The organism is Microbulbifer maximicatervae (SeqCode) (assembly GCF_052467815.1).
The window spans coordinates 2462940-2488016 of the sequence record NZ_CP174326.1; the positions used below are offsets into that span (position 1 = coordinate 2462940).

At 50.1% G+C, this 25077-nt stretch carries 25 protein-coding genes; 12 read left to right on the plus strand and 13 right to left on the minus strand.

Annotated elements, in window-relative coordinates:
* Positions 1-17 precede the first annotated feature (17 nt).
* The 6 genes from ACJJIW_RS10680 to ACJJIW_RS10705 form a co-directional block, all read right to left on the minus strand.
* Positions 18-362 carry a Rieske (2Fe-2S) protein gene (locus ACJJIW_RS10680; RefSeq protein ID WP_108734344.1) on the minus strand — a complete coding sequence of 115 codons (345 nt, stop codon included), beginning with the start codon at positions 360-362 and terminating at the stop codon, positions 18-20.
* 48 nt (positions 363-410) lie between these two features.
* The gene (locus ACJJIW_RS10685; protein WP_282931426.1) at positions 411-1466 is read right to left on the minus strand and encodes a S1C family serine protease; all 1056 of its coding nucleotides are present in this window, start codon (positions 1464-1466) and stop codon (positions 411-413) included.
* Between the two features lie 216 nt (positions 1467-1682).
* Positions 1683-2213: a hypothetical protein gene (locus ACJJIW_RS10690; protein ID WP_444937311.1), complete on the minus strand. Its 531-nt coding sequence runs from the start codon at positions 2211-2213 to the stop codon at positions 1683-1685.
* Between the two features lie 7 nt (positions 2214-2220).
* A complete protein-coding gene (locus ACJJIW_RS10695; RefSeq protein WP_444937312.1) occupies positions 2221-2580 on the minus strand; it encodes a hypothetical protein in 360 nt (119 codons plus the stop codon).
* 108 nt (positions 2581-2688) lie between these two features.
* Complete coding sequence (gene htpX, locus ACJJIW_RS10700) at positions 2689-3573, minus strand: protease HtpX (protein ID WP_282931439.1); 885 nt, start codon at positions 3571-3573, stop codon at positions 2689-2691.
* Between the two features lie 174 nt (positions 3574-3747).
* Positions 3748-4032 carry a TfoX/Sxy family protein gene (locus tag ACJJIW_RS10705; protein ID WP_108735343.1) on the minus strand — a complete coding sequence of 95 codons (285 nt, stop codon included), beginning with the start codon at positions 4030-4032 and terminating at the stop codon, positions 3748-3750.
* A 246-nt stretch (positions 4033-4278) separates the two neighbouring features.
* Between ACJJIW_RS10705 and ACJJIW_RS10710 the strand changes: the two genes are divergently transcribed.
* The 3 genes from ACJJIW_RS10710 to ACJJIW_RS10720 all read left to right on the plus strand — a co-directional run bounded on the left by ACJJIW_RS10710 (position 4279) and on the right by ACJJIW_RS10720 (position 6456).
* Positions 4279-4998 carry a M15 family metallopeptidase gene (locus ACJJIW_RS10710; RefSeq protein WP_444937313.1) on the plus strand — a complete coding sequence of 240 codons (720 nt, stop codon included), beginning with the start codon at positions 4279-4281 and terminating at the stop codon, positions 4996-4998.
* Positions 4999-5154: 156 nt separating this feature from the next.
* Entirely contained in the window at positions 5155-5961 is an 807-nt protein-coding gene (gene cysE, locus ACJJIW_RS10715) for a serine O-acetyltransferase (protein ID WP_444937314.1), read from the plus strand.
* A gap of 18 nt (positions 5962-5979) precedes the next feature.
* A complete protein-coding gene (locus tag ACJJIW_RS10720; protein ID WP_282931442.1) occupies positions 5980-6456 on the plus strand; it encodes a hypothetical protein in 477 nt (158 codons plus the stop codon).
* A gap of 81 nt (positions 6457-6537) precedes the next feature.
* Here the strand turns inward: ACJJIW_RS10720 and ppa are convergent, their stop codons facing one another.
* Positions 6538-7074: an inorganic diphosphatase gene (gene ppa, locus ACJJIW_RS10725; RefSeq protein ID WP_444925791.1), complete on the minus strand. Its 537-nt coding sequence runs from the start codon at positions 7072-7074 to the stop codon at positions 6538-6540.
* 162 nt (positions 7075-7236) lie between these two features.
* Between ppa and ACJJIW_RS10730 the strand changes: the two genes are divergently transcribed.
* The 5 genes from ACJJIW_RS10730 (at position 7237) to ACJJIW_RS10750 (ending at position 13050) form a co-directional block, all read left to right on the plus strand.
* Entirely contained in the window at positions 7237-8610 is a 1374-nt protein-coding gene (locus ACJJIW_RS10730) for a glutamine synthetase family protein (RefSeq protein ID WP_444891912.1), read from the plus strand.
* 18 nt (positions 8611-8628) lie between these two features.
* On the plus strand, positions 8629-10035 hold the full coding sequence (locus tag ACJJIW_RS10735) for an aldehyde dehydrogenase family protein (protein WP_444891911.1): 1407 nt from the start codon (positions 8629-8631) through the stop codon (positions 10033-10035).
* 105 nt (positions 10036-10140) lie between these two features.
* On the plus strand, positions 10141-11325 hold the full coding sequence (locus tag ACJJIW_RS10740) for an iron-containing alcohol dehydrogenase (RefSeq protein WP_444891910.1): 1185 nt from the start codon (positions 10141-10143) through the stop codon (positions 11323-11325).
* A 65-nt stretch (positions 11326-11390) separates the two neighbouring features.
* Positions 11391-11981 (plus strand): peptide-methionine (S)-S-oxide reductase MsrA, encoded by a 591-nt coding sequence (msrA, locus tag ACJJIW_RS10745; RefSeq protein WP_444911431.1) that lies wholly within the window; start codon positions 11391-11393, stop codon positions 11979-11981.
* A gap of 25 nt (positions 11982-12006) precedes the next feature.
* A complete protein-coding gene (locus ACJJIW_RS10750) occupies positions 12007-13050 on the plus strand; it encodes a lipase family protein (protein ID WP_444937315.1) in 1044 nt (347 codons plus the stop codon).
* Between the two features lie 237 nt (positions 13051-13287).
* Here ACJJIW_RS10750 and ACJJIW_RS10755 read toward each other — a convergent pair whose 3' ends face one another.
* The 3 genes from ACJJIW_RS10755 to pdxR all read right to left on the minus strand — a co-directional run bounded on the left by ACJJIW_RS10755 (position 13288) and on the right by pdxR (position 16945).
* Positions 13288-14220 carry an ADP-ribosylglycohydrolase family protein gene (locus tag ACJJIW_RS10755; RefSeq protein ID WP_444937316.1) on the minus strand — a complete coding sequence of 311 codons (933 nt, stop codon included), beginning with the start codon at positions 14218-14220 and terminating at the stop codon, positions 13288-13290.
* A 200-nt stretch (positions 14221-14420) separates the two neighbouring features.
* The gene (locus tag ACJJIW_RS10760) at positions 14421-15230 is read right to left on the minus strand and encodes a right-handed parallel beta-helix repeat-containing protein (protein WP_444891906.1); all 810 of its coding nucleotides are present in this window, start codon (positions 15228-15230) and stop codon (positions 14421-14423) included.
* Positions 15231-15490: 260 nt separating this feature from the next.
* Entirely contained in the window at positions 15491-16945 is a 1455-nt protein-coding gene (gene pdxR, locus ACJJIW_RS10765; RefSeq protein WP_444937317.1) for a MocR-like pyridoxine biosynthesis transcription factor PdxR, read from the minus strand.
* Between the two features lie 103 nt (positions 16946-17048).
* On the opposite strand from pdxR, the gene ACJJIW_RS10770 reads away from it, so the two are divergent.
* Positions 17049-17648 (plus strand): pyridoxamine 5'-phosphate oxidase family protein, encoded by a 600-nt coding sequence (locus tag ACJJIW_RS10770; protein WP_444915645.1) that lies wholly within the window; start codon positions 17049-17051, stop codon positions 17646-17648.
* Positions 17649-17676: 28 nt separating this feature from the next.
* On the opposite strand, the gene ACJJIW_RS10775 is transcribed toward ACJJIW_RS10770, so the two are convergent.
* A complete protein-coding gene (locus ACJJIW_RS10775) occupies positions 17677-18651 on the minus strand; it encodes a S41 family peptidase (protein WP_444937318.1) in 975 nt (324 codons plus the stop codon).
* A gap of 2 nt (positions 18652-18653) precedes the next feature.
* Positions 18654-19124, minus strand: coding sequence for a MarR family winged helix-turn-helix transcriptional regulator (locus ACJJIW_RS10780; protein WP_444911424.1), 471 nt, complete (start codon positions 19122-19124; stop codon positions 18654-18656).
* Between the two features lie 264 nt (positions 19125-19388).
* Here ACJJIW_RS10780 and ACJJIW_RS10785 point away from each other — a divergent pair, with 264 nt between their 5' ends.
* The 3 genes from ACJJIW_RS10785 (at position 19389) to ACJJIW_RS10795 (ending at position 23726) form a co-directional block, all read left to right on the plus strand.
* A complete protein-coding gene (locus tag ACJJIW_RS10785) occupies positions 19389-22241 on the plus strand; it encodes an ExeM/NucH family extracellular endonuclease (RefSeq protein WP_444891902.1) in 2853 nt (950 codons plus the stop codon).
* A 723-nt stretch (positions 22242-22964) separates the two neighbouring features.
* On the plus strand, positions 22965-23333 hold the full coding sequence (locus tag ACJJIW_RS10790) for a hypothetical protein (protein ID WP_413663153.1): 369 nt from the start codon (positions 22965-22967) through the stop codon (positions 23331-23333).
* 30 nt (positions 23334-23363) lie between these two features.
* A complete protein-coding gene (locus tag ACJJIW_RS10795) occupies positions 23364-23726 on the plus strand; it encodes a VOC family protein (protein ID WP_413663152.1) in 363 nt (120 codons plus the stop codon).
* Positions 23727-23792: 66 nt separating this feature from the next.
* Here the strand turns inward: ACJJIW_RS10795 and ACJJIW_RS10800 are convergent, their stop codons facing one another.
* Positions 23793-25055 carry a 6-phosphofructokinase gene (locus ACJJIW_RS10800; RefSeq protein WP_444891901.1) on the minus strand — a complete coding sequence of 421 codons (1263 nt, stop codon included), beginning with the start codon at positions 25053-25055 and terminating at the stop codon, positions 23793-23795.
* Positions 25056-25077: the final 22 nt, after the last annotated feature.

Consider the following 25077-nt stretch of genomic DNA (forward strand, 5'->3'; position numbering starts at 1 on the left):
GGAAAGGCAGGGAGCTGTCAGTCGGCCAGTAATGCGTAGAGACCGTCCTGTGCATATTCCACCGGTACTGGCGTCAGGGCATCACCAGTACAGGGCCCGGCGATACACTCCCCGGATTCAATCAGGAATAGCGCGCCGTGGGAGGCGCACTGAATAAGTGCGCCATCGGGATCGAGGAACTGGTCTTCCTGCCAGTCCAGATTGATGCCCCGGTGAGGGCAGGTGTTTTTGTAGGCGTAGACCTCGCCATCTTTCATCACAGCAAACACATTGTCAGTGCCGGCGGCAGTGTCTCCGAGGGAGAACCCTTTGGATTGACCTTCGCTTAATTCGTCATAGCGACACAGGAAGTACTTCTGCATAGATTATCGGCTCCCGGCCTAATTCTTGTTCAGGGCGCAAGCGCCTGCTTATTCGGGTGCCGCGAGTCTAATGGACGTGTAGCGAATTGTCCCGTCACGCAGTATGCCGATAGTGATTTCGTCACCGGCACTGTGCTTTTCCAGGGCATTGAGCAGATCGTCGTAGCTGCGAATCGGCTGTTGTTCTATTTCTACAATCACATCACCCAATTCCCAGCCCCCACCCCGGGTGCGGTGGATACCGCGCAAGCCGGCTTTCTCTGCGGGAAGCCCGGGAGCGGTACGCAAAACGGCGACCCCTTCAAAGCCGTAGCGGCTACTCCACTGGTCCGGGGCGGATTCGATACCAATAATCGGGCGCACCAGGCGGCCGTGATTGATCAGTTCCGGCACAATTTTTTTGACCGTATCCACTGGAATCGCAAAGCCAATACCGACACTGGCGCCACTGGGGCTGTAAATTGCGGTGTTGACCCCGATTAAACGCGCCTGGGAATCCAGCAACGGGCCGCCGGAGTTACCTGGATTAATAGCCGCATCTGTTTGGATAACATTGCGAATGGTGCGGTTGTTGGCGGCTTCAATTTCCCGCCCCAGGGCGCTGACCACACCGGTGGTGAGAGTGGTATCCAGGCCGAACGGGTTGCCGATAGCCAGTACTTTACGGCCTACCGCGAGATTGCTGGAGGTGCCCACAACCAGCGGTTTTAGCAACTCCCTGGGAGCGTTAATTTTCAGAACGGCCAGATCTTTTTCCGGCGCAGATCCCACCAGCTCGGCCGGCCACTCACTGCGATCCTGCAAAGTAATGGTGATTTGCCGCGCACCCTCAATGACGTGAAAATTGGTGACAATATGGCCCTGAGTGTCCCAGATAAATCCGCTGCCGGCGCCTTTGGGCACTGAGTGGAGGCGCAGGGTCCTGCGATCCCGTACCAGGGTTTCATTGGTGACATAGACCACTGACGGACTGGCAAAATTGAACACCTGCATGGTGTTGCGTTCGTCGTCGGTGGCAAAGGTTTCCGCCTGTGCAGATATTGCCGGGGTAAGCAGTAAAAAGACTGAGATTAAGCTGGCGCGTAGAGTTTTAAGTAGAGTCATTAATACAATCCTCCCTTTGAACTACCGGATTGGAAGAGACGTCTGTAATTGTCGTCTTCCTTTTTGTTTGTTGCTGTTTTAAAAGTGTATCTTGTTTGCAATCGTTATGCGGTGTTGGCTGTTTATTGGGGGCTGCTGGCGAGATTTAAAGCTGGGAGCTATGGAGACGACATACACGGTAGTTTTATCGAACAGTACAAAACCTCTCTCTACCTGTCAGGTTGCCTCGCCACGGCCCTGGTGATTAAAAAACAGTACCAGATTCCGGACCGTTGTTACCTTGCCGTAATAGGGATTGCTTTGATAGTCCTCAAGGGTTCGCCCGGTTCTTTGTGCGATCTCCTCAAATAAGTCCAGATAGAGATCATCTTCATCCAGTTTTAGGGTATTAAAGAAATCATCTGATGCTTGAATTGGGACCAGTTGTTTGGTGGGAAGTGCCGCTTGTAGTTGCTCATACACCGCTCTAATAATCCATGTATCTACAATTTTACAATCAAACTCCCGGGCAAATTCACAAATGGATAAACCTTTGCGGTTGTCACGTAGATGTTGGAAATGCCTATCAATTTTGGGTTGTTTGAGATAGCCCCAAATTATGGCCAATAATACTAAGCCAACTAAAGCTAAAAGATACATTGGCTGGTAAATAAGGATAGCTATAACTGCTGGTAGAAAAGCAAATAGTGTAAATTTACTTGCCCTTTTAGGCTTGTATTTAGGCATAAATCTTGATGCTTTTCTCATGTTTTTATTATTGCTCCAATGTTGGTAGTTTTAGCTTTTGTTCCAATTGAAAAAAGGTTTTTTCTGTGTAGGGGCCAAAAACAAACTCGGAAGAATCTGCAAATTTGTGGTCTTTAATTCGATCTATGTAATAGTAAGCGCAGGCACCCTCAGGGCAAGCGTAGACTGAGACGAACATCTCGTTTGCACTGATATGATGTGGCTTATCGATACGGCGGATGTAGGCATCGTCCCCCAAATAAAAACCAAGGGCTTTTTCGCCATCTATCCAATAAATCTCGTAAGGGCCGTCACTCCATGAAGGAGAACACCCAATTAAAAATGTGGCGACGAGTAGTGGGATGTACTTCAGGACACTTCTTTGCATAAATGCTTTTACTTTGCATCCGTCCACATAGAAAGTAACTACGTTTTAGTGGCAGCTCTGTGAGAAATTGAAACTACAGCTCTGATCACTTATCTATCCAATTAGACACTAATTACGGAAGTTTTGCAGGGCGAGAATACGATCATCCAGTGGTGGGTGCGTAGCCATAAGCGCTCCCATGCTACCGAATATACCGAAGGCTTTCATATTGCCGGGTAGGGGTTCCTCGTGGCCGCGATCGGACTCCACTTTGAGCCGTTGTAGTGCGGCAATCATGGATTGAGGACTGGCCAGTGTGGCACCGGCATGGTCGGCTCGATATTCACGGCGGCGACTGAACCAGGCGACAATCATCATGGCGAAGAAGCCGAATATGATGTCCATAACAATAGATGTGACAAAATAGCCGATGCCCAATCCCTCTTCGTTGCGCAAGATAACCCGGTCTACGAAGAACCCAACCAAGCGGGCGAGGAACATCACAAAGGTATTTACCACGCCCTGGATCAGTGCCAGCGTCACCATATCGCCATTGGCCACGTGACCAATTTCATGGCCAATAACGGCGCGGGCTTCCTCTCGGCTGAAGCGCTGCAACAGACCGGCACTGACAGAGACCAGGGCGCTGTTGCGATTCCAACCGGTGGCGAAGGCATTCGCCTGGGGCATTGGAAATATCCCCACATCTGGCATACCGATGCCCGCTTTGCGGGAGAGTTCCCGTACGGTTTCTACCAACCACTGTTCATCGGCACTGCGGGGCTGCTCGATAATTTGTGTGCGGGTACTGACCCGTGCGATGGTTTTCGATAAGAGCAGGGAAATAAAAGACCCGCCAAAACCAAAAATTGCGCACATCAGCAACAAGGCGCCGAGGTTGAGATCGACACCGTTTGCCTGAAGAATTCCCCCAATTCCAAAAATATTGAAAATAATGCCAACCAATACAAGGACAGCAAGGTTGGTCAGCAGGAATAGCCCAATGCGCAACATCGGATCTCTCCTTTGAGTGAGTGTCTTTACGGAATTATTCCGTGGCTCCACCGGTAAGTTTAGATAGGGTTGGCGCAACTTGCCTTACTGTAGACCGGCACAGCTTGGCCTGCTGTGCCGAGTCCGTCGAGTGCGTGTGTCTGCGACTCTTTCCGCGGTGTTTGAGGGGAATTGCTAGTCAGAGTTTTGGGTGGCAAGGAGGCGGTCGACCTCGCTGGTGAGGTGTTGTTTCAGCTCCGGCTCCAGGTCGTTCCAGTGCACATCCATCAGCGCGCCCTGAAGAGCGTAGAGCATTACTTTGGAGGCGTTAATCCCCCGATTGCGAATGCTGATAAAGGCCTCGACAGGCCCAACCCTGCGCAGGTCATCGTGGGAGCGAATGCCAATAGAGTGGAGAATATTGACCGAGGCCAGGCCCAGGTTTTTTAGTTTTAATAGTTCTGATTGACTCGGGTGCATTCGGTTTTCCCTACCAGTTTGAGCGTCCGTTGTCGCAGCCAACCCCTCGACTGCGGCTTTGAACTTAACATAAATTAACAGGTGGCTAACAAACATTACCGCCAGATTATTGTGCGGCGCGCCTGCTTTTGGTGCCCCTGCTTTGGTGCCATAGTTAAGGGCGATTGTCTGCGCTCTGTTAAAGTAGGCATAGCCTGTTGAATAATTTAGCCTGCCCTTTGGAGTTCGCCTAATAATGAGATGCAAATGTTATCGACACCGCTGAAGCGTATGTTATTTGGGCTCGGCGATGAGCATGTCATTGTTGACCCAGCTTCTGACCAGCTTTTACATCCCGAAGCACTGATCGCCTTTCAGCGCTTGAGTCGGGATGCCCGTGAAGAGGGGTTTGCCCCTAAAATCGTGTCCGGTTTTCGCGCTTTTGATCGACAACTGTTGATTTGGAATGCCAAAGCACAAGGTCACCGCCCGGTTCTTGATAGTCACGGTACTCCCCTGGATATTGAACAGTTAAGCGAGCGGGGGCTGATCTTCGCCATTCTGCGCTGGTCCGCATTGCCGGGAGCATCCCGTCACCACTGGGGTACCGATTTCGATATTATCGATGCGGCGGCAGTCCCCGCTGACTATGCAGTCCAGCTCACTCCCCAGGAGGTGGCGGACGACGGAGTTTTTGGCGCCTTCCACCGCTGGCTGGATAACCAAATCAGCACGGGTAATAGTTATGGGCTGTTCCGGCCCTATGCAGAGGATCGCGGCGGAGTCGCACCGGAACGCTGGCACCTGAGCTATGCCCCCAGGGCCCGAGAGCTTCAGGAACTTCTCAGCGTGGAGCGCCTGTCCGAGTTGCTACAAGAGTCAGAACTATCCCTGGGCACTGCGGTTTGCGAGCACCTTCAGGAAATCTATACGCGCTATATCTGGGTTCCGGATCACTGCTACCCCCCATTTAATGGGCAACTATAGCGGTCTGTTGAGATAGGTTGGTTACAGTTTATTACCACCTCAATGGCGGGTGGCAAGAAAGCTACTTTGCGATGGAGGCTTCCTCTTGAAAGGGGCTAGTGATCCTGCCAAGCTGCGCCGCAGTGAATGCCCTGGGAAATATAAGGGAGATGAATTATGGGTGAGGAAGCGGCCGTTCAAGGGCAGCGGGATATTTGGCAGGCGATGCGGGCTGAAGCCTCAGAGGCGGCTGCTGGCGAACCTATCCTGGCAAGTTATTTCCACAATACCATTTTGCGCCACAAGTCTCTGGGTGATGCTATGGCGGATCACCTGGCTTCGGTGTTGGAGCACAATGCCCTCACGGCAACCGCACTTCAGGAAGTGATTGCCACTGCTCTGGCTAATGATCCGAGTATTTCCCACTGTATGAGCGAGGATATTTGCGCTTGGTATGACCGGGACCCGGCTTGCGACCAGTACCTGACGCCTTTCCTGTATTTTAAGGGTTTTCACGCCCTGCAATCCCACCGGATAGCGCACTGGTTGTGGAATCAAGGCCGCCATACCTTGGCGCTCTATTTCCAGAGCCAGGTATCGGAACAGTTCTCGGTGGATATCCACCCAGCAGCGCGATTTGGCTGCGGGATTATGATCGATCACGCCACTGGATTAGTGGTGGGGGAGACCTGTGCGGTTGAGGACAATGTCTCGATTCTCCACTCGGTGACATTGGGCGGCAGTGGCAGCGGCAGCGGCGATCGTCATCCGAAAATTGGCCCCGGAGTGATGATTGGCGCCGGTGCTAAAGTATTGGGTCCGGTTAAGGTGGGAGAGGACGTCAAAATTGCCGCCGGTAGCCTGGTCTTGCACGATGTGCCGGCCCATACAACCGTCGCCGGTGTTCCCGCCCGCCAGGTAGGAGGGCGTGTAGAAGGGGCTCCGGCTTATACCATGGACCAGACTCTGGATTCGGAAGAGTAACTCAGGGAAATATTATTGATGTCGCAATCTGCCTACAGTTTGGTTTTTCGCGGTGATTTGGTGGCGGGTTTTACCGCCGGTGATGTAAAGGCCAGTATGGTGCGCCTGTTTAAAAGCAATCCCCAGGCGATAGAGAAATTATTCAGTGGGCGCCCGCTGGTACTGAAGAAAGGGTTATCTCTGCCCCAGGCACAGAAGTTTCGTGCAAACCTGGCCAAAATAGGCGCACAGGTCACTATTAAGGACGAAAGCAGCGGCGCAGCTGTTGCTGAGCAAACCAAGCCCAAGATGGAAGCTGCGGCTAGCCCGAAGTGGACCTTGGCGCCCATGGAGGGAAACTTGGTTAAGGAGCACGAACGCAAGTCGGTGGAACCGGTCAGCGTTGAGGTAGAGCACCTCAGTTTGCGTGCAGCGGAAGGCCAGCTTCTGGATGAGAGTGAGCGCAAAGGGGAGGAGCTATCTCCTGTCTCTGTTCCCAATTGGGAAGTTAACTGACAGGGTCTCTCCTAACAGGCAGTAAAAAACCGGCACTAGGCCGGTTTTTTATTGCTCAGAGTCTGCTGAAAGAAGAGGGGATTAGCCTTCTTCTTTCAGGTAGCGCTCGCGGGAAGCCATAACTTCTTTGCGTGCAGCTTCGGCGTCAGCCCAGCCTTCTACTTTAACCCACTTGCCCGCTTCCAGGGCTTTGTAGTTTTCGAAGTAGTGCTCGATCTGCTTGATCAGCAGCTCGGGCAGGTCGCTGATTTCTTCAACGTGATCGTACAGCTTGGTCAGCTTGGTGTGCGGTACGGCCAGCAGTTTGGCATCAACACCGGATTCGTCGGTCATGTTCAGAACGCCCACAACGCGGGAGCGGACTACAGAGCCAACCATTACCGGGTAAGGTGCTACAACCAGCACGTCCAGGGGGTCACCGTCTTCAGACAGAGTCTGGGGCACGTAGCCGTAGTTTGCTGGGTAGAACATCGGAGTGGCAACGAAGCGATCCACAAATACTGCGTCAGAGTCCTTGTCCACTTCGTACTTGATCGGGTCGTGGTTGGCAGGGATCTCGATGATTACGTTGATATCGTTGGGCAGTTCTTTACCTGCCGGGATCTTTTCGAAGCTCATTGCTGGTCCTGAATGAATAGATAACTGAAAATCTGGAGCGCGGATTATATATGCTGAGGGGCTCGGCTGAAAGTCACGCCTGCGCCGGGTTTATGGCGTCGAAGCTCGTCTGGCGGGTCTATCCTGTAACTCGGAGATAACAACAACGGGGCAGGACCAGTCATGGTAAAGGCACGGGAGGTAAAAACCGCTCAGGAGGCCCGCGCAATTGTCGAAGAACGAGGCCTCAGTCATGTCAAAGTGGGCTTATTCGATACCGATGGTGTAATGCGTGGCAAATATATGAGCCGCGCCAAGTTCCTCTCATCCCTGGAAAAGGGCTTCTCGTTTTGCGATGTGGTCCTGGGCTGGGATGTTAAGGATCAGCTCTACGACAATACCCGCTATACCGGTTGGCACACCGGATATCCAGACGCTCCGGTCCGCATTCTTCCAGAAAGTTGCCGGGATGTACCTTTTGAAGATGACATGCTGCTATTTCTCGCCGAGTTTGACGGTCGCGCCCAGGCGTTGTGTCCCCGCGCAGTTCTGCGCAGGGTAATTGAGCGCTGCCGCTCACTGGGATTTGATCCCTATGCCGCCCTGGAGTACGAATTTTTCCTGTTTGATGAAACGCCCGAGTCAGTGCGGAGCAAGGGTTTCCGCAACCTCAAGCCTTTTACCCCTGATGTGTTTGGTTATTCCATACTGCGAAATTCTGTCCACGGTGAGCTGTACCGGGAAATCCTGGAACTGAGTGAGCGCATGGACTTCCCCTTGGAGGGCTTACACACAGAAACAGGTCCGGGAGTTTTAGAGGCGGCTATTGCAGTGGATGGTGTTGAGGCCGCTGGAGACAAAGCTGCCTTGTTTAAAACCTTTATAAAAGTATTGGCACAGCGAATGGGCTTGATGGCCACTTTCATGTCCCGCTGGTCCAGTGAGTACCCGGGGCAAAGCGGGCATATTCATTTATCACTGCGCAATAGTGGCAGCGGTGATTCGGCTTTTTTCGATTCGGGCCAGCCAGACGGTATCAGCCAGGTAATGCGTCAGTTTATTGCTGGGCAGCAAAGGTTGATGCCGCAATTCCTTGCCCTGATGGCGCCGACTGTCAACAGTTATCGCCGCTTGGTACCAGGGTATTGGGCGCCAACAGGAGCCAGCTGGGGAGTGGAAAACCGCACAACGGCTCTGCGCGCTATCCCGGGTGGCGATACTTCCCAGCGCATCGAATACCGCTTGGGGGCCGCCGACGCCAATCCCTATTTAGCACTGGCAGCAGCTTTGGGCTCGGGTCTTTACGGTGTTATGCAGCAATGGCATCCCGGTGAGCCTGTCACCGGCAATGCTTATTCGCTGGAGTTGGAAGGCGAGCAGGTTCTGCCGGGCACACTGTGGGAATCCACTCAGCAATTTAAGGCGTCAGAAGCAGCACAGGAACTATTTGGCAGCGACTTTGTTGAACACTTTTCTGCCAGTCGCGAGTGGGAGGAGCGGGAATATCGCCGCCATGTGAGTGACTGGGAGTTGGAGCGGTACTTCGAAATTATTTAATTGGGAGTATCGACGCCGATGAAGACTACAAAAATCATGCACCACCTTCAGTGTATTTCTCCTATTGATAACAGTGTTTATGTAGAGCGCGCTCTGGCGGGAGAGGTGGAAATCCGTGTAGTGCTGGATAGGGCCAGTAAAGCACAAAAAGCATGGAGGCGAACTCCCCTCAATGAGCGCATCGCTATTATCGAGCGGGCTGTGGAAATATTTGCCGTTAAGAAAGAGCGTTTGGGGCGGGAGCTGTGTTGGATGATGGGGCGCCCAATCCGTTATGCAGGAGGGGAAATTAGCGGGTTTATGGATCGTGCGCAAACCATGGCACAGCTTGCTACTGAAGCCCTTGCTGACATTCAATTACCCGAGAAGCCGGGTTTTACCCGGTTTATGCGCCGCGAGCCCTTAGGGGTCTCCCTGGTAATTGCCCCGTGGAATTACCCTTACCTAACGGCGGTTAATGCAGTGGTACCGGCACTGCTATCGGGCAATGCAGTTATTTTAAAACACTCGGCACAGACGCCGCTGTGTGCTGAGCGAATGGTGGAGATTTTTCGCGAGGCGGGACTGCCCTACGGTGTTTTTCAGTTTCTTCATTTAAATCATGCTTATACCCAGCGATTAGCTTGTGCAGGGGAAATCCAGCATGTTGCCTTCACCGGCTCGGTTGGCGCTGGCGCGAATCTAGAACGCACAGTTGCCGGTCGATTTATTCAAGTGGGACTTGAACTGGGGGGAAAAGATCCAGCCTATGTTCGCGCCGACGCCGATATTAACCAGGCTGTGGCAGCGGTAGTCGACGGCGCCTATTTTAATTCCGGGCAGTCCTGTTGCGGTATTGAGCGGGCCTATGTGCATGAAGATATTTTTTCTGAGTTTATTTCCCAAACGGTCGACTTACTGCGCGACTATCGACTGGGGCGCCCGGATCAAGTGGAGACCACTTTGGGGCCTTTGGTGCGTGCGGAAGCTGCCGATCGGGTTCGCGCGCAGGTGGATGAAGCGATAGCGGAGGGCGCGAAGGTCCACTTGGATGTGAGTGAATTCCCAATGGACAAGCGGGGCACCCAATATATGGCACCGCAACTGTTAACCCGGGTGCGACACCATATGCGAGTGATGCGCGAGGAGACTTTTGGGCCGGTGCTGGGGGTGCAGAAAGTGCATGATGATGGCGAAGCTCTAGAATTTATGAATAACAGCCCATTTGGTCTTACTGCGGCTATTTTTACCCGCGATGAAGATGTAGCAATGGAGATGGGAGGGTATTTAGAGGCCGGCACTGTTTTTTTAAATCGTTGTGATTACCTGGATCCGGAATTGGCCTGGACGGGTGTTAAGCAATCTGGTCGTGGATGTACGCTTTCTAAAATTGGATTTGAGAATTTAACCCGCCCCAAGTCATTTCATTTTAAACATGATGGTTAGCGGGAACGGTTGCCGGATGCAGAAAGTGAAATTGTCTGCCTGTTTTCCGAAAGGTCACAGCCTATTTTGAATATGCAAAAGTGACAGAACGTCAGAGAGGAAATTGTGGATAAATACCATGTCAATTGGAATTATCCCACGACCGTTTGGGTTGGTCCCGGTCGCATTACTGAATTGGCTGAAGCTTGCCTGGAGCTGAATATTCACAAGCCTCTGTTAGTTACTGATCCTACAGTCGCCGCATTGCCACTGATCGATAGTGCGGTTAACCCATGCCAACAGGTGGGTCTGGAAGTTAGCGTTTTTTCCAAAATCAAAGGTAATCCCAATGAGATAAATATCGCCGATGGGGTGGCCAAGCTGCGTGAGCAGAAGTGCGATGGGGTCATTGCCTTGGGCGGGGGCTCGGCCCTGGATGCGGGCAAAGCCATTGCCCTTATGGCGGGACAGCAGCACAGTATTTGGGATTTTGAGGATATAGGCGACAACTACAGGCGTGTGGACCCAGAGGGTATTTTACCGCTGATTGCCATTCCCACGACGGCTGGCACAGGTTCTGAAGTTGGCCGGGTTGCGGTAATTACCGATGAGAAAGCACAGGTTAAGAGGCTGATTTTCCATCCGCGCATGATGCCGGACATCGTTATTCTCGATGCTCAATTGACTATGGGGTTGCCGCCAGACCTCACCGCAGCGACGGGAATGGATGCGCTGTCACACAATCTGGAGTCTTTTTACTCCCCTCAATACCATCCTATGGCCGAGGGAATTGCTCTGGAGGGGATGCGCCTGATCAAGGAGTATTTGCCTCGAGCTTATGCTATAGGCGCAGAACTCGAGGCGCGCCAGCAAATGTTGGTAGCGTCCTGTATGGGGGCTACAGCTTTCCAGCGGGGCTTAGGCGCTATCCACGCCCTGGCACATCCACTGGGAGCCCTGTATGACAAGCACCACGGTTTGTTAAATGCGATATTGATGCCCTACGTCCTGATCGCCAACCGTCCAGCCATCCAGGTGCCTATGGGGCATCTGGCACTTTATCTACAACTGGCCGGTAATGAAATGTTTGATAGCGGATTTGATGCGGTACTCAACTGGTTGCTCGGATTGCGCAAGCAGCTGGGGATTCCCCACAGCCTGTCGGAGATTGGAATTGATGACACTGATGCCGACAGAGTTGGGAAAATGGCATCGGTAGAGCCTTCCGCTAGTACTAACCCGATGCGTTTTAATGGGATAGAGTATCGGGATATTTTCTTGCGCGCCTGTGAGGGTACCGTCACTCTGTAATAAATTCCTGCGAATAGACGACAGAAGAGAATGTGTTCCATCGACAATCGGTAAAGGACTGAATGATGCGCAGTATTATTGCTCTCTTGTTCCTCTCATTGGCCAGTATTTCCCTGGCTCAGGATTCATCGAATATTCGCACGGCTATTTTTGCAGGAGGGTGTTTCTGGTGCATGGAGCCGCCATTCGACAAGGTCGATGGCGTCCTGGAAACCACCTCAGGGTACAGCGGTGGCCATGTCAAAAACCCGACCTATGAACAGGTGTCTTCCGGTGGTACGGGGCATGCGGAAGTTGTTCAGGTAAAGTACGATGCGAATAAAGTCAGCTATTCCGACTTACTGAATATTTTTTGGCACAACGTTGACCCTTTTGATTCCGGTGGTCAATTTTGCGATCGAGGTGACCAGTACCGAGCCGAGATTTTTTACGACAATCAAGAAGAAAAGGTGTTAGCAGAGGAAAGCAAGAAAAAGGTAGAAGCGGAGTTGGGTAAAAAGGTGGTGACACAAATAAAACCCGCTGCAACCTTTTATCCCGCAGAGGCCTACCATCAGGACTATTACCAACGTAATCCCCTGCGTTACAAGTATTATCGCTACCGCTGTGGGCGTGATAAGCGCTTAGAGGAGGTCTGGGGGAAAGCGCCAAGTTAACGGATTGCCTCTTCGCAGGGTGAATATGGCACCGAGTCCCACTTTGTTTGACGGGGAAGTCCTGGAAACAATCAATGGTTTTCCAGTGCTTTACCGTTATATTCCGGCGGTTAGTACCAATCCGCTAATGGTATTTATTCCAGGCACAGCGCATCTAGCGCGTATTTTCTACGGCTATCCCGGTGGCCGCCCAGATGATTTTATAAGTCACTGGGTCAATCGAGCGGGTTTTCCCTTCCTTGCTATTTCTTACCCTATGGAAAATGCGGTTTTTTGCAGTACTCACCCGGAGTTTACAATTCAAGATTGGGGAGGTCAGGCTGCAGAAATTATTGCCAAGATTTTGTCTGAATATAACCTTCCAAATTCGGTAGTGGTGTGCGGCTGGAGTATGGGAGGGAAAATCGCTGGGGCTCTAGCGCGGGCGGCGAAAGCCTTGAATTTTTCGATTGAATGCTTTGTGGCTATGGCCGCAGAACCCGCGTTGCCGGGCTTTCTTCCCGAAGCTAATGCCAAGGCCATCGAAATGACAGTTGATGGGATGGCCAGTCGAAAGGGCATATATCCTGCCTTTTTGGCCGCGCTTGATGAGCAGAACACCTTAAACCAACACACAATTATCCCCAAAGATATCTATCTGGAGGCGTTCCTTGGAGCAATTCCCATCGCGCTTATTGGCACTGGATTAATGTATGATGGGCAAGGGTTTAAGGAAGATCTTTCCAGGGCATTGAAAACGGCAAACACCTTTGACTTCTTGGACTATCCAATTCCCGTTGTTATTCAGAGTGATTCAATGGGGGATTTGGAAAATGTGCTGTGCAATATTGATGATTGGGCATTTATTCGCAATCGAGTTCTTGCCAGTAAACTTTTAGGAGGTGCATCTCCAGAGCAGATTCCAAGGGAAAGGTGGGAGCTAGTACAGCTTATAATCCGCTCGTCTTCCGCTTATTTTTCACAGACCGTTACAGGTAACCATTTCTTCTTTGTTGGCGCTATTGGGGCGCGCACTACTGTTGATAGTATCGAAAAGCTTTTGGCCAGGGTGAGAAGTATCCAGTCCTAATAAAGCACTTCTTAATAGCCTCATGGTGCTCTGGTTAAGCTGTCAGAGATTTTTAAATTAACATTTTGGTTATTTTACGATCCGCTCTACTTTTTTAAGGCTTACTACTGGGGTGAAAGGAAAGAATACACCGCACTCGAGACTCACCGCGAATACATCCCTGTAAGCTTCTAATCGGCATCCATGCCTCATAGGGTCCAAGCGCGGTGTATTCTTCCCTTTTCCCTTTTTAGTAGGCTATGCGGGTTGTAAGGCTTGTTCATGCTGATATTGGGTGAAATAGAGTTTCTCAGAAAGCTCGGTAATAAAATCGATGTTTTCGACCTTGTCGGCCATGCTTTCCATTCGGTCTTCTCCATTTAATGCTCCCCAGATGCTAGCAGCCATGGCACCCAAGGTATCTGTGTCACCACTTAAGGAAAAAATATTAGCTAATACAGACGTTAAAGGAGAGTTTCGATACTTAAGTCCAAAATAAATGGCAGTGATACAGGACTCTGGCGCGGTAATACCATTACCTAGCCATTGCTTGATTTGCTGCGGATGTGGAATCTTCTGGTTAAACAGTAGAGTCGCACACTTTTCCAGTTTGTAGCGATATATTTCGGACTTACAACTTACTTCAAGTTTGTTCAATATCTCTCTGTTTGAATGGTCTTGCAGGGATTCACAGATGGTTATAGCGATCAAGTATGCTCCCTCGACAGCAACTGGATGGGCGTGGGTGATTTCAGACACCGATTGTACATATTGCTTGAGGCGGTAGTCATTTTGGGAATGGCAGAGGGCAATAATAGGTGCCCTCATGGCGGCCCCATTGCCGATAGAACCGTGCTTAAATTTTTTTCGGTTTAAATCTTGCCAGCGTTTACCGTCCCTGACGCCTTTTAATAGTTTCGCTGCACTGGGACCATATCCTCTGCTCCAGCGATAACTTTGGGCAAATTTTTTGGCTATGTGGTCTTGATCAAGGTAATTATGTTCAAGAAAGGAGGTCGCAATATCAATAGACATTTGCGTGTCATCGGTGTAGCGCTTTTTGCCCTGTTCGGTTTTCCCAATAATTTTCCAGAGTTGTCTTTCTAGAACGCCACCCTCGTATGGGGCGCCAAATGAATCGCCGATGGCTATTCCTTTAAAGCAGCCTCTGTATTTACTGAGCTTTATCATTCTTTGATTTCTATACCTTATTCTCAGGGGAAGTCGCTACTAGCTATAAGGATCACTATTAATTGCTGTTATAAGTAACAATTTTATTCTAGAAAACATCTGTTGGTAGTTAATGGCTCGCGAGTGGAAGGATTTTATTTTAGGTGAGAGCGAGCCGATATTTAAAACTAATCGGCTCGCCACTAAAGTCGCTATATTATTTAATTAATACAGGCATCGTTAGCACTTCCAAAAGTATTTCTAATCCATACATTGCCAGTGCAAGCAGGGTGGTTGTGGTCAGCAAGATCTGCACCGGCATTATTTTCTGCGGTATTGCCAATGATCAAGTATCCGACTTGACCCAATCCCAACATCATAATGCCGTTAACGCCGTTATTATCTGATAGATTATTGGCAACAATGCCGCCATCCCCACTATCAATTACAATCCCACTCGATGTATTGAGAATCGTCTCATTGAATCTGATGAGAGTATTGTCACCAACGATCTTTATTCCTTGGAGACCGTTACTTGATGCATAAGAGTATCTCACACGATTACCGTCACCCATAACGCGTATACCCATTCCCCCATTGCCGCTAGCATCGGTGGCTTCAACTGTATTACCTGAACTCCAAAGTGCGATTCCTGCAATAGAGTTTGATGAAGCAGTGATATCAAAGATTTGATGGCTGCCATCACCTTCGGCTGATACGCCATTGTTACAGTTTGTGATAGTGCTTCCACCAACAGTATCCTCAAGGACTCTATCACTGTCTTTCAATTGAATGCCAATTCCGCTGCCATCGCAACTGAGGTGGTAACCCGCCATATCGAGTGATCCGCCAGCATCTATCACGAGTGCAGGATGGCTTGCGCAGCCAAGAATATCGCCGGTGAGTACTTCTGCTGTTGTAATGGTATCTCCACAGCTGACAGCTGAAGCGACGGCGGAGAGCGATAGTGCTGCAATACCGGATACAGCGAGCAATGATGCTTTTATAGAATTCATATTTCTATTTTTCATATCAAATTTCCCTAATTATCTGAGTAATTAAAAAAGAGAGTGAACACCCAAAGCCATGGAGATTGTGACCTAGGTTTGAGAAAGAGCCATAGGAAATTCTTCCTAATTTATTGGGTTTTATTTGATATTTTGGTGATAATAGACTGTTTTTATTCTATTAAAATATTTACTTTTTTATTTTAGGTGGAGGTGCTTAATGCTGGTGCGAAGAATGAAGAAACCTGCATTATAAAAATAAGTTTCGTTTGGGTGTGCAATGGCTACTTTTTCAGGATTTTTGCGAGAATCTTTACGCAATCTGTCCTCTGTTCGAAAGTTGTATTGGCAAATCCGAGCACCAACCCTGAATCTTCATTTTTATTGGAATAGAAGAGCGATAGTGGTGTGCTGCCAAATCCGTATTCACGTAGTTTCTTTGAAAGGGTGATGTCGTCGTGTCCCGGCGTGGATATAACCAAGTGCATACCAGCGCTATTGGCAATTAGTCCGGCTGGAGGTGGTATTTCTTCCCGAATAAGCTGACAGAGATGTTCCCATTTCTTCATATAACTAGCGCGCATTTTGCGAAGATGTCGCACAAAATGCCCCTCATCGAGAAAGTCTGCCACGACAGCTTGTGTGACTAAGGGGGAGTGGCCAGATAACATTTCTTTTGCTTGGGTAAATGCCGCTACTGTAGATTTAGGCACCACTAAATAGCCCAATCGTAGGCTGGGTAGCAAGGTCTTACTAAAGCTCCCCATGTAGAGTACAGGTGTATTTTCTCCCATCCCCTGGAGTGCTGCGATGGGTTTGTGTTGGAATGAAAATTCACTGTCGTAATCATCTTCAATTATCCAGCAGCTTGCCTGTGTCGCCCAATCCAATAATTTGATTCGTTCACCAGCAGGCATAACACCACCCATTGGGTACTGATGTGTTGGTGTGGTAAAAAGTAACTTGGCTTCGGTTGCACTACTGACCAGCTTATCCACATCCAAGTGCTTATCTTTCAGGTTCGCTGGTACGAGCTTTGCTCCAACAGATTGGAAAGCTGCTCGAGCACGGCGATATCCCGGATTTTCTATATAAACCTTGTCTCCCTGGTTAATCGCGACTAGTGCACATAAATTCAGGGCCTCCTGAGCTCCATTGGTAATAATAATTTGTTCAGCATTACAGCGAACTCCCCGGGAGTTGCGCAAGTATTCCGTAAGTGCCATACGCAAAGGTAAATAACCTTGGCTTTGCCCGTAACCTGTGAGAGCTAACCTGGATTGGTGGCGGCGGTATAATTTGTTCCAAATAGTGAATGGAAATGCGCTTAGATCCGGTAGGCCGGGGGTGAAGGGGAGAGATTGATCTTCACTTTTCTCACCCCAAGATAATGTCTGTGCAAAATCACCATAGTGAGAAAGTGATGGCAGGTACCTATTCCTCTGTGCTTGCCAACCTTGCCTATGTGTTTTCTTTGTGTAGGCCGGCAATTCGGGAGATACAAATACGCCTTTCCCAGGATGGCTGGTAAGGAAGCCCTCCGCTTTCAGCTGGTCCAGAACTAATGTCACTGTATTGCGGCTGATAGAGAGGAATTCTGCCAACCGGCGCGAGGAGGGGAGCTTGGTACCAGCAGCCAGCCGGCCGTTGCAGATCCAATCTACCAATTGCCGATACAATTGTTCCTGTAGCGGCTGGCCTGATTCGAGAGTTAGGTCTGTAAGTTCGGCGGCACTCAAAACTGGCACCATAAAATAATTAAAACTGGCGCTTATCAGCGTACCAGTAAGATCCTACATTGGCGATATCTATTTCATACCAGAGTGAATTAAAGGAGGTTTTATGAATTTACATTCGCCAATCTCTGATGAATTGCCAACCTCAGCGAAGAGTCGTGTACGTCGTGCTCCCAAGCGTGCCAGTTATCGGCGAGAGGATGTTTATAAGCTTGTCGACGAGCTAAAACTGGGCCATGTCGGATTTATTGAAGACGGTGAAGTCATCATTATTCCTTTAACCGTTTGGCGCCTGGGGGAGTTTTTGTATTTTCACCTGGCTAACAAGAGTCGGCTACAAAAACTATTGGAGGCAGGAGAGCAGGTCTGTATTTCATTTGCCCGTTATGATGAGTGGGTACTGGCCAAGTCAGCCTTTCATCACAGTGCTAATTATCGCTCTGCGGTATTGTTTTGCCGAGGTGAGAGGGTCAAAGAGCAGCGGGAATTTGATGCGGTTTTTAAAGCGATTATTGATGATATAGAGCCGGAGCGCTGGGATCAGGTGCGCCTCCCCAGCCTACAGGAGCGCAAGGGAACAGCTTTGATGCGCCTGACTATAGAGGAGGGGGCTTTCAAAAGCCGAACTGGCGCGCCATCCGATAATAAAGAGGATTTGGCTCTGCCTGTGTGGAGCGGGGTCAAGCCTGTGTGCCCGTTTCGCTAGTGCTCAATTTAGCAAAGTAAAGGGAGCCTTATAGGGCCTCTGCCACTACTTTTAATGCGATTTGAATGATCTCCTGCTGGCCGGCTTCAATATCGGGGATCACACCCTGTCCTTCCCAGTTGGGGCGGCTGCCGACAATCGTAGAAACTGGGCGTTTATCTGGGATACCGATTTCAAAGCCATAGGGGAGGGATTGGGGAGACTCCATCATATGTGCCCCACCGGCGCTGGCAGTACCTATAACCGTGGCTCGGCCCAGCTGTTGTAGTGAGAAGGCGGTACTCTCAGATGCAGAGAAGGATCTTCCATCAATCAGAATGACCATTGGCCTGTCACTACCATAGCTGGGCCAGGGTTGAGGTGAAATACGTTTCGGTATTTCTCTCCCCTTGCGGCTTTCAATAACAAAGGGAAAGGGAGAATGGGGGGCAATAAATGACTGCAGAACAGCATTGGCGGTTTCTTCGTCTCCGCCGCCATTACTGCGTAAATCGAGTATTAGGCCCTCGCTGTGGCGAAGCAGGGTGAAAGCCGCAGCGAGGGTTTGGTGGGCATTTTTATAGGTGTGGAAGGAGGAGAGGGAAAGGTAGCCAATGTTACCGGGAAGAATTTCAATTTTCTTAACGCCGTAGTTATTGCTGGGCGCTTCAGCCTGCCACTGTTCAATCCAATTATGGGCTTCTTTTTGGTTATCTATATGCTCTATATAGAAATGCTTATCACCGGAAAGGGTGCGAATTTCTTTGGTAAGTGCGCTGGCTAATTGTTGGTAGTCACTACAAAGATGATTAAAGTGTTTGGATTCAGCCAGGCTATTGAGTTGAGTAGATAGCGCCTGTCCTTTTTCCTCCAATATATAGTGCTTCTGAATAGCTACTGCAGCAGCTTTAATAACCGGGCCTGTCTCAAACTGGCAGGAACTCATTGCGCCGGAACTTGCCGCGAGAGACATGGAAAAAAAACTGATTAATACCGCTAAACTCATCTTGAGTTGGCGTTTCATATTTATGTAGCCTCTATTGATAGATTTTCTTGTATCCGCTCTAAATAAGGACGTTTCTCTAAAGCTTGAATTGCTTGATTGAGCAGCTCTGAGAGTTCTGTCGGTAATTCGCTATTGAGGGACTGCTCAGCTTCCAGAGTTGCTATCCACTGCTGTTTTAACTTGGGTATCAACGCACTGCCTTTGCGGGTCAAGCGTATTTTGCGCTGGCGAGCATCTTCTCCAGAAGAGGTCTGTACCAGCCCTTGTTTAATCATGTCTTTTACAGTTTGACTCACTGCGGGCTGGGAAATGTGGGTGCTCGCTACCACCTCACTAATGGTGATATCTCTCTTGTGGATAAGTGCACGCATTATCGGGGTGTAGCGGGGTTTGTAATTCTCCAGGCCACAGGCCCTATAGCTCTCTGCTACATCGCCATCCAGTAATTCCAGAATGTGACGAAGCTGAGTCCCCAGTTGGCTGTATTTCATAAAAGCTGCTCCATAAGCACTTATATAAGTGACTATATAATTTTTGGCGAACTTTTCAAGCTTCTTTGCCGCTATTCATCACCCCGTACAAATTCTTTGGCGCTTTTTTTGCATTGTGTGGCGAGTTTGGCGGGTTCTGTGTGAAATGGATTTTTGAACAAAGAGCTGAAATTTAAATTTCATATTTCATTCATCGAACTTTAGGAATTAACCGCCAATCTTTGCGCCGCGTGATCTGTGTCAGGTACGAGTGAAGAGAACATTATGAAAGAGATTGGCTTGGCTGCCCTTGCAGCCCTGGGGTTACCATTTTTGGCTGAAGAGGTCCAAGCCAGCGACCTCATTATTTCTGAATATATCGAGGGCAGTAGTAACAATAAGGCCCTTGAAATTTACAATGGCACGGGTGCAGCGGTTGACCTCAGTAGCTACAGCATTGAACTTTACTTCAATGGCTCCTCTGCGGCGGCTTCAATCATCGCCCTAAGTGGCAGCTTGGCAGACGGCGATGTTTACGTATTCGCCCACGCCAGTGCTGACTCCTCAATCCTGTCAGTAGCCGATCAGATTTATACCAGCGGCCTGTTTAATGGGGATGATGCGGTTGCCCTGAGTGGCCCCAATGGATATGTGGATGTTATCGGCCAGATCGGTGTTGATCCCGGTAGCCAATGGGGCGATAGCAGTCTGGGTACCCAGAACCAAACCTTAACTCGCAACTGGAGTGTGAGTGAAGGTCGTGTTGATGGCAGCACGGATTTTGACCCTGCTGCGCAGTGGTCCAGCTTGGGCCAGGACGACTTTTCCAACCTCGGTTGGCACAGTGAAGACGGCACTGGTGGCGGAGATGACGGCGGTGATGACGATGTTGTTCTCGGCGATTGCGGAGATATTTCTACGTCAATCAGCCAGGTTCAGGGTGATGAGTTTGAAAGCGCTCTGGAGAATGAGCGCCACGAAATTGAAGCGGTTGTTGTTGGTGATTTCCAAGATACCAGCACTGGCCTTTCCGGCTTCTTCCTGCAAGAGGAAGACAGTGACCAGGATGGCCAGATAAATACCTCTGAGGGGCTGTTTGTACACGACAAAGGCTTCGGTGTAGATGTGCAAGTCGGGGACTTGGTTCGCGTCGGTGGTGTGGTTACTGAATACTATGACTTTACCGAATTAGACGGGGTTGATGGCGTTACGGTTTGTGGTAGCGGCTTCAGTGTGACTGCCGAGGAAGTCACACTGCCGTTTAGTTCTGCCGAAGAGCAGGAGCAATACGAGGGGATGTTGGTTGAGTTCCCGCAAGCCCTGATGGTGAATGACCACTATAACCTGGGGCGCTATGGTGAAGTCACCCTGGCAAATGGCCGCCTCTATATCCCCACCCACAACAATGAGCCTGGGGTTGCAGCTGTAGCACAGGAAAGCGCTAATGATCTGAACAGGATTGTGTTGGACGATGGTTCCAGCGTGCAGAACCCGGAAGCGGTGCCGTACCCGGTCTCCGGTCTCAGTGCCAGTAATACCTTACGCAATGGCGACACGGTAGAGGGACTGCGCGGTGTAATGGGGTATAGCTACAGCGCCTACCGAGTACATCCCGTGGAGGCGCCAGAATTTGTTGCTGCCAACCTGCGTGAAAGCGCTCCACAATTACCGGGTAAGGGCGGTTTAAAGATCGCCAGCTTTAATGTTCTGAATTATTTTAATGGCGATGGTTATGGCGGCGGTTTCCCTACTTCCCGTGGGGCTGATACTGAAGAAGAATTCCTGCGCCAGAGAAATAAAATTATCTCCGCTATTTTAGACCTGGATGCCGATGTAGTTGGCTTAATGGAAATTGAGAACGATGGCTACGGTTCAGAAAGTGCTATTCAGGATTTAATTAATGGCCTTAACACGGCTACTGGCAGTGAAATCTATCAATTTATTAATCCAGACCTGACTCAACTGGGCACCGATGAAATTTCTGTGGGGCTGATTTATCGCAGCGATCGGGTAATGCCTGTAGGCGCTGCTGCGACAACTGATAGCTATCCCTTTGATGACGGTAACCGCCAACCACTGCTACAAGCTTTTGCCGAACTATCAAGTGGTGAAGAGCTGGCCGTGGTGGTCAATCACTTTAAATCAAAGGGAAGTTGTCCTGACGATGGCAGTTTGAACGATGATCTGGGTGATGGACAGGGCTGCTGGAACTCGCTGCGCACCGAAGCCGCAGATGCCCTGGTTTCATGGATTGATTCTGACCCGACAGGTAGCGGCACCGATCGTGTTCTGGTGCTCGGTGACCTCAATAGCTACGCCCGTGAAAACCCAATTAGCACTCTAAAGGACGCTGGTTACGCTGATTTGTTGGAGGTTTTCGGTGAAGGAGAAGCTTACTCCTATGTCTACAGCGGTGAGTCCGGCTACTTGGATCACGCCCTCGCCAGTGAATCACTGGCTCCTTTGGTAACAGGTGCGGCCGATTGGCATATCAATGCCGACGAGCCTCGGGTGCTGGATTACAACATCGAGAATAAAACCGATGAGCAGGTGGAGAGTTTCTACTCGACTGATGCATTCCGCGCTTCAGATCACGATCCGCTTGTGGTTGAACTGGATCTGGGGGCAGATAACCAGGAGCCGGTTGCTGGGTTTGAGTGGGGTGTTGAAGGCTTCGAAGTGAACTACTTCGACAGCAGCATCGATACCGATGGCACTATCGTTAGCTGGGCCTGGGATTTTGGTGATGGCACTACCAGTACTGAGCAAAACCCCAGTCATAGCTACGATGCAGCAGGCACTTATTCAGTAATCCTCCAGGTTGAGGACGATAGGGGAGCGATCTCCACTGTTGAGCAGCTTGTACCACTTGAAGAAGTTGTTGATCTTCGGGCTGATTTTAAAGTCCACACCTTCCTGCGCTGGGTGTGGGTTGAAGAGCGCAGTAATTACGATGGCGACGGTAACCTGAGCTACAAGTGGGACTTTGGCGATGGCACCAGCCGCTCCGGTCCCATGGCACTGCACCGCTATGCCACCGGTGGTAGTTATGAAATTACCCTGACTGTGAAAGACGATCTGGGTAATGAAGATAAAGCCTACCGTGAAATTGAGATTCGCAAGCCGTTTTGGCACTGAGATGGATATCAACAACAATAAATAATTAAGGAGCCTCTGAATAACTCCATGATACCTCTGGCATGCAGAGCGGTTCACAATCAAGGCGCGGCCTCGCAGGAATGTCTAGACCTTTCAAGAAGTCGCAACGCGGAGTGTGAATCGCTCTGCAAGCCCCGAAGGGCGGGCCTTGAAGGCCACAGCTGCTGCGTTGCAGCTCTTGCAAAGGGCTACGGCCATTCGCGGCGAGCTACGCCTAACATCTGCAGCCTTCAAGACCCGCAGAGGCATTACGGAGTTATTCAGAGGCTCCTTAACTCCACATATTGAACGGTCGGATATTAAGGCAAGAGATATTCGGCCGTTTTCTTTCCTCCCCGCGTTAATTACGTCTTTTTCATCTTTACCTCCTTGGGCATATGCCCGAGTGTTTCACTTCCTCGTTTTCATATTGGTAGCCCGGCAAGACTCCATTGCGAGCCATTAAAATCTTTATTATATGGATTATTGGAGGGGAAAGTGTTTGTGCGTGCCCGATCCCTGAATTGGAAAAATACTTAAGTAAAGTGCCTAATGTGTCTTTCTGGAGTGTCGAGATATCATTGGGGCCTATCGGAGACGTATCAAAATAGATAAATATTTAATGCAAGGAGTGTCGTTTTCAGTCAGCGTGTGTTTTATTGCTTCAGGTAAATCAGTTACTAGTGATCAGCGAAGCTATTAAACCACTGGGGGAGACATAGTTTGCAGGCATTTAAGACATTGGAAGGTTTAAGCCTGGAATGGACCGGCACACACTATTCAAAACAAGGTGATTTCCCCGACCTTTCTACCCACACGGTAACCTATGAAACCGCGACACATTGTTACGTTACGGCGTCAGGAAAGTTAGTTGGGGAAGCTTCATATACCTATGAAGCCATGGACGATAGGATGGCGGCGTTGATTTATCGGCCTGATATATATCAGGGGCGAAAAGGTGTGGTGCTTTATGCGATGCTCGATTTTGTACAGATGATGGATCGCGCCATTATTCTCTATCAGGATCGGCCACTAGCGCTGGCAAATGGCAGTTTTCAGGTGGTGAATACTCCGGTGCGACCTACAGCCTGAAAATTGAAAAATAAGGAAAATGGTGAGCTTATGAGAGAGTGCGAGAAAATTAATTATATTGAGTTGCCCTCCAGGGATTTGGGTAAGACAAAAGCATTCTTTACCGAGGCTTTTAATTGGACTTTTACCGATTACGGTCCGGAGTACACCGCTTTTTCAAATGCGGGATTGGACGGTGGCTTTTTCAAGGCAGAGCTGCAGAGCACTACTGAAAATGGATCTGCATTAGTGGTGTTATACAGCCGCGACCTGGAGGGTACCCTGGAGAAGGTCACGCGATGCGGAGCCGAAATAGCCAAGCCAATTTTCCCGTTTCCCGGTGGCAGGCGCTTCCATTTTAGGGAACCTTGCGGCAATGAATTTGCGGTTTGGTCTGATGTGGAGTCTGCGTAGAGGCGTTTACAGAAAAAAGCCCCCGATTTTACTCGGAGGCTTTTGGGAGACTGGCAACCGTTTCTATTAAGCTTCGAAATCGGTACCCAGCTTCTTTTCCACCAGCTGCTTTTTCAGGGTGGCGTACTGGGGAATGCCATTTTTGTAGGGAGGGTAATCCTCGCCTTGAATTAATGGCAGCAGGTACTTGCGTCCCTCTTCAGTAATTCCAAAGCCATCTTCGCTGATATATTCGCGCGGCATAAATTTTTCTACGTTGGCGACTTCAGACAGCGGCGCCTCTGCGATGGACCAGCTGTACTCTTCACTTTCTGCGCGAATAATGGCTGGCATAATGGCATTTTTGCCTGCTACAGCCATTTCCACTGCGGCGCGACCTACGGCGTAGGCTTGCTCAACGTCAGTAGCAGAAGCGATATGGCGGGCGGCGCGCTGGAGGTAATCTGCCAGGGCCCAGTGATACTTCAGGCCGAGTTCGCTTTTGACCATGTTGGCCAGGGTCGGTGCAACACCGCCCAGCTGCTTGTGACCAAAGGCGTCGGTGGTGCCGGCATCGGCAAGGAAGGTGCCGTCGCCGTACTGGGCGCCTTCGGAGGCGACGATAACGCAGTAGCCTTTCTCGTCTACGGTCTTTTGTACCTTGGCGAGGAACTTCTCTTTATCGAAAGCGATTTCCGGGAACAGGATAATGTGGGGTGCATCGCCTTCCTGTTCCTGGGCCAGAGCGCCGGCAGCGGCAATCCAGCCCGCGTGACGGCCCATCACCTCGAGAATAAATACCTTGGTGGAAGTAGCGCACATGGAGGCCACGTCCATGGCCGCTTCCTTGGTGGAAACGGCAACATATTTGGCAACGGAGCCAAAGCCCGGGCAGTTGTCGGTCAGGGGCAGGTCGTTATCTACAGTTTTGGGAATATGGATGGCCTGGATTGGATAACCCATGGTCTCGGACAGCTGGGATACTTTCAGGCAGGTGTCTGCTGAGTCGCCACCACCGTTGTAAAAAAAGTAGCCAATATTGTGCGCTTTGAAGACTTCGATCAGGCGCTCGTATTCTGCGCGGTTCTCTTCCAGGCTCTTCAGCTTATAGCGGCAGGAACCAAAGGCACCGGAGGGGGTGTGGCGCAGTGCAGCAATATCCTCTGCGCTCTCTTGGCTCACGTCGATCAGCTCCTCGCGCAGCGCGCCGAGAATACCGTTTAGCCCTGCGTAGACATTGCCAATCTGGTCCGGGTTTTCACGCGCAGCTTCAATTACGCCGCAGGCGGATGCGTTGATCACGGCGGTAACGCCACCGGACTGCGCATAAAAGGCGTTCTTTTTCGACATGGTTATCCTGTGCTTATAGAGA

Excerpts from the sequence above, each read along its gene's own strand:
- ACJJIW_RS10680 (WP_108734344.1), bottom strand. The coding sequence starts at position 362 with ATGCAGAAGTACTTCCTGTGTCGCTATGACGAATTAAGCGAAGGTCAA.
- ACJJIW_RS10685 (WP_282931426.1), bottom strand. The coding sequence starts at position 1,466 with ATGACTCTACTTAAAACTCTACGCGCCAGCTTAATCTCAGTCTTTTTA.
- ACJJIW_RS10690 (WP_444937311.1), bottom strand. The coding sequence starts at position 2,213 with ATGAGAAAAGCATCAAGATTTATGCCTAAATACAAGCCTAAAAGGGCA.
- ACJJIW_RS10695 (WP_444937312.1), bottom strand. The coding sequence starts at position 2,580 with ATGCAAAGAAGTGTCCTGAAGTACATCCCACTACTCGTCGCCACATTT.
- htpX (WP_282931439.1), bottom strand. The coding sequence starts at position 3,573 with ATGTTGCGCATTGGGCTATTCCTGCTGACCAACCTTGCTGTCCTTGTA.
- ACJJIW_RS10705 (WP_108735343.1), bottom strand. The coding sequence starts at position 4,032 with ATGCACCCGAGTCAATCAGAACTATTAAAACTAAAAAACCTGGGCCTG.
- ACJJIW_RS10710 (WP_444937313.1), top strand. The coding sequence starts at position 4,279 with ATGTTATCGACACCGCTGAAGCGTATGTTATTTGGGCTCGGCGATGAG.
- cysE (WP_444937314.1), top strand. The coding sequence starts at position 5,155 with ATGGGTGAGGAAGCGGCCGTTCAAGGGCAGCGGGATATTTGGCAGGCG.
- ACJJIW_RS10720 (WP_282931442.1), top strand. The coding sequence starts at position 5,980 with ATGTCGCAATCTGCCTACAGTTTGGTTTTTCGCGGTGATTTGGTGGCG.
- ppa (WP_444925791.1), bottom strand. The coding sequence starts at position 7,074 with ATGAGCTTCGAAAAGATCCCGGCAGGTAAAGAACTGCCCAACGATATC.
- ACJJIW_RS10730 (WP_444891912.1), top strand. The coding sequence starts at position 7,237 with ATGGTAAAGGCACGGGAGGTAAAAACCGCTCAGGAGGCCCGCGCAATT.
- ACJJIW_RS10735 (WP_444891911.1), top strand. The coding sequence starts at position 8,629 with ATGAAGACTACAAAAATCATGCACCACCTTCAGTGTATTTCTCCTATT.
- msrA (WP_444911431.1), top strand. The coding sequence starts at position 11,391 with ATGCGCAGTATTATTGCTCTCTTGTTCCTCTCATTGGCCAGTATTTCC.
- ACJJIW_RS10750 (WP_444937315.1), top strand. The coding sequence starts at position 12,007 with ATGGCACCGAGTCCCACTTTGTTTGACGGGGAAGTCCTGGAAACAATC.
- ACJJIW_RS10755 (WP_444937316.1), bottom strand. The coding sequence starts at position 14,220 with ATGATAAAGCTCAGTAAATACAGAGGCTGCTTTAAAGGAATAGCCATC.
- ACJJIW_RS10760 (WP_444891906.1), bottom strand. The coding sequence starts at position 15,230 with ATGAAAAATAGAAATATGAATTCTATAAAAGCATCATTGCTCGCTGTA.
- ACJJIW_RS10770 (WP_444915645.1), top strand. The coding sequence starts at position 17,049 with ATGAATTTACATTCGCCAATCTCTGATGAATTGCCAACCTCAGCGAAG.
- ACJJIW_RS10775 (WP_444937318.1), bottom strand. The coding sequence starts at position 18,651 with ATGAAACGCCAACTCAAGATGAGTTTAGCGGTATTAATCAGTTTTTTT.
- ACJJIW_RS10780 (WP_444911424.1), bottom strand. The coding sequence starts at position 19,124 with ATGAAATACAGCCAACTGGGGACTCAGCTTCGTCACATTCTGGAATTA.
- ACJJIW_RS10785 (WP_444891902.1), top strand. The coding sequence starts at position 19,389 with ATGAAAGAGATTGGCTTGGCTGCCCTTGCAGCCCTGGGGTTACCATTT.
- ACJJIW_RS10795 (WP_413663152.1), top strand. The coding sequence starts at position 23,364 with ATGAGAGAGTGCGAGAAAATTAATTATATTGAGTTGCCCTCCAGGGAT.
- ACJJIW_RS10800 (WP_444891901.1), bottom strand. The coding sequence starts at position 25,055 with ATGTCGAAAAAGAACGCCTTTTATGCGCAGTCCGGTGGCGTTACCGCC.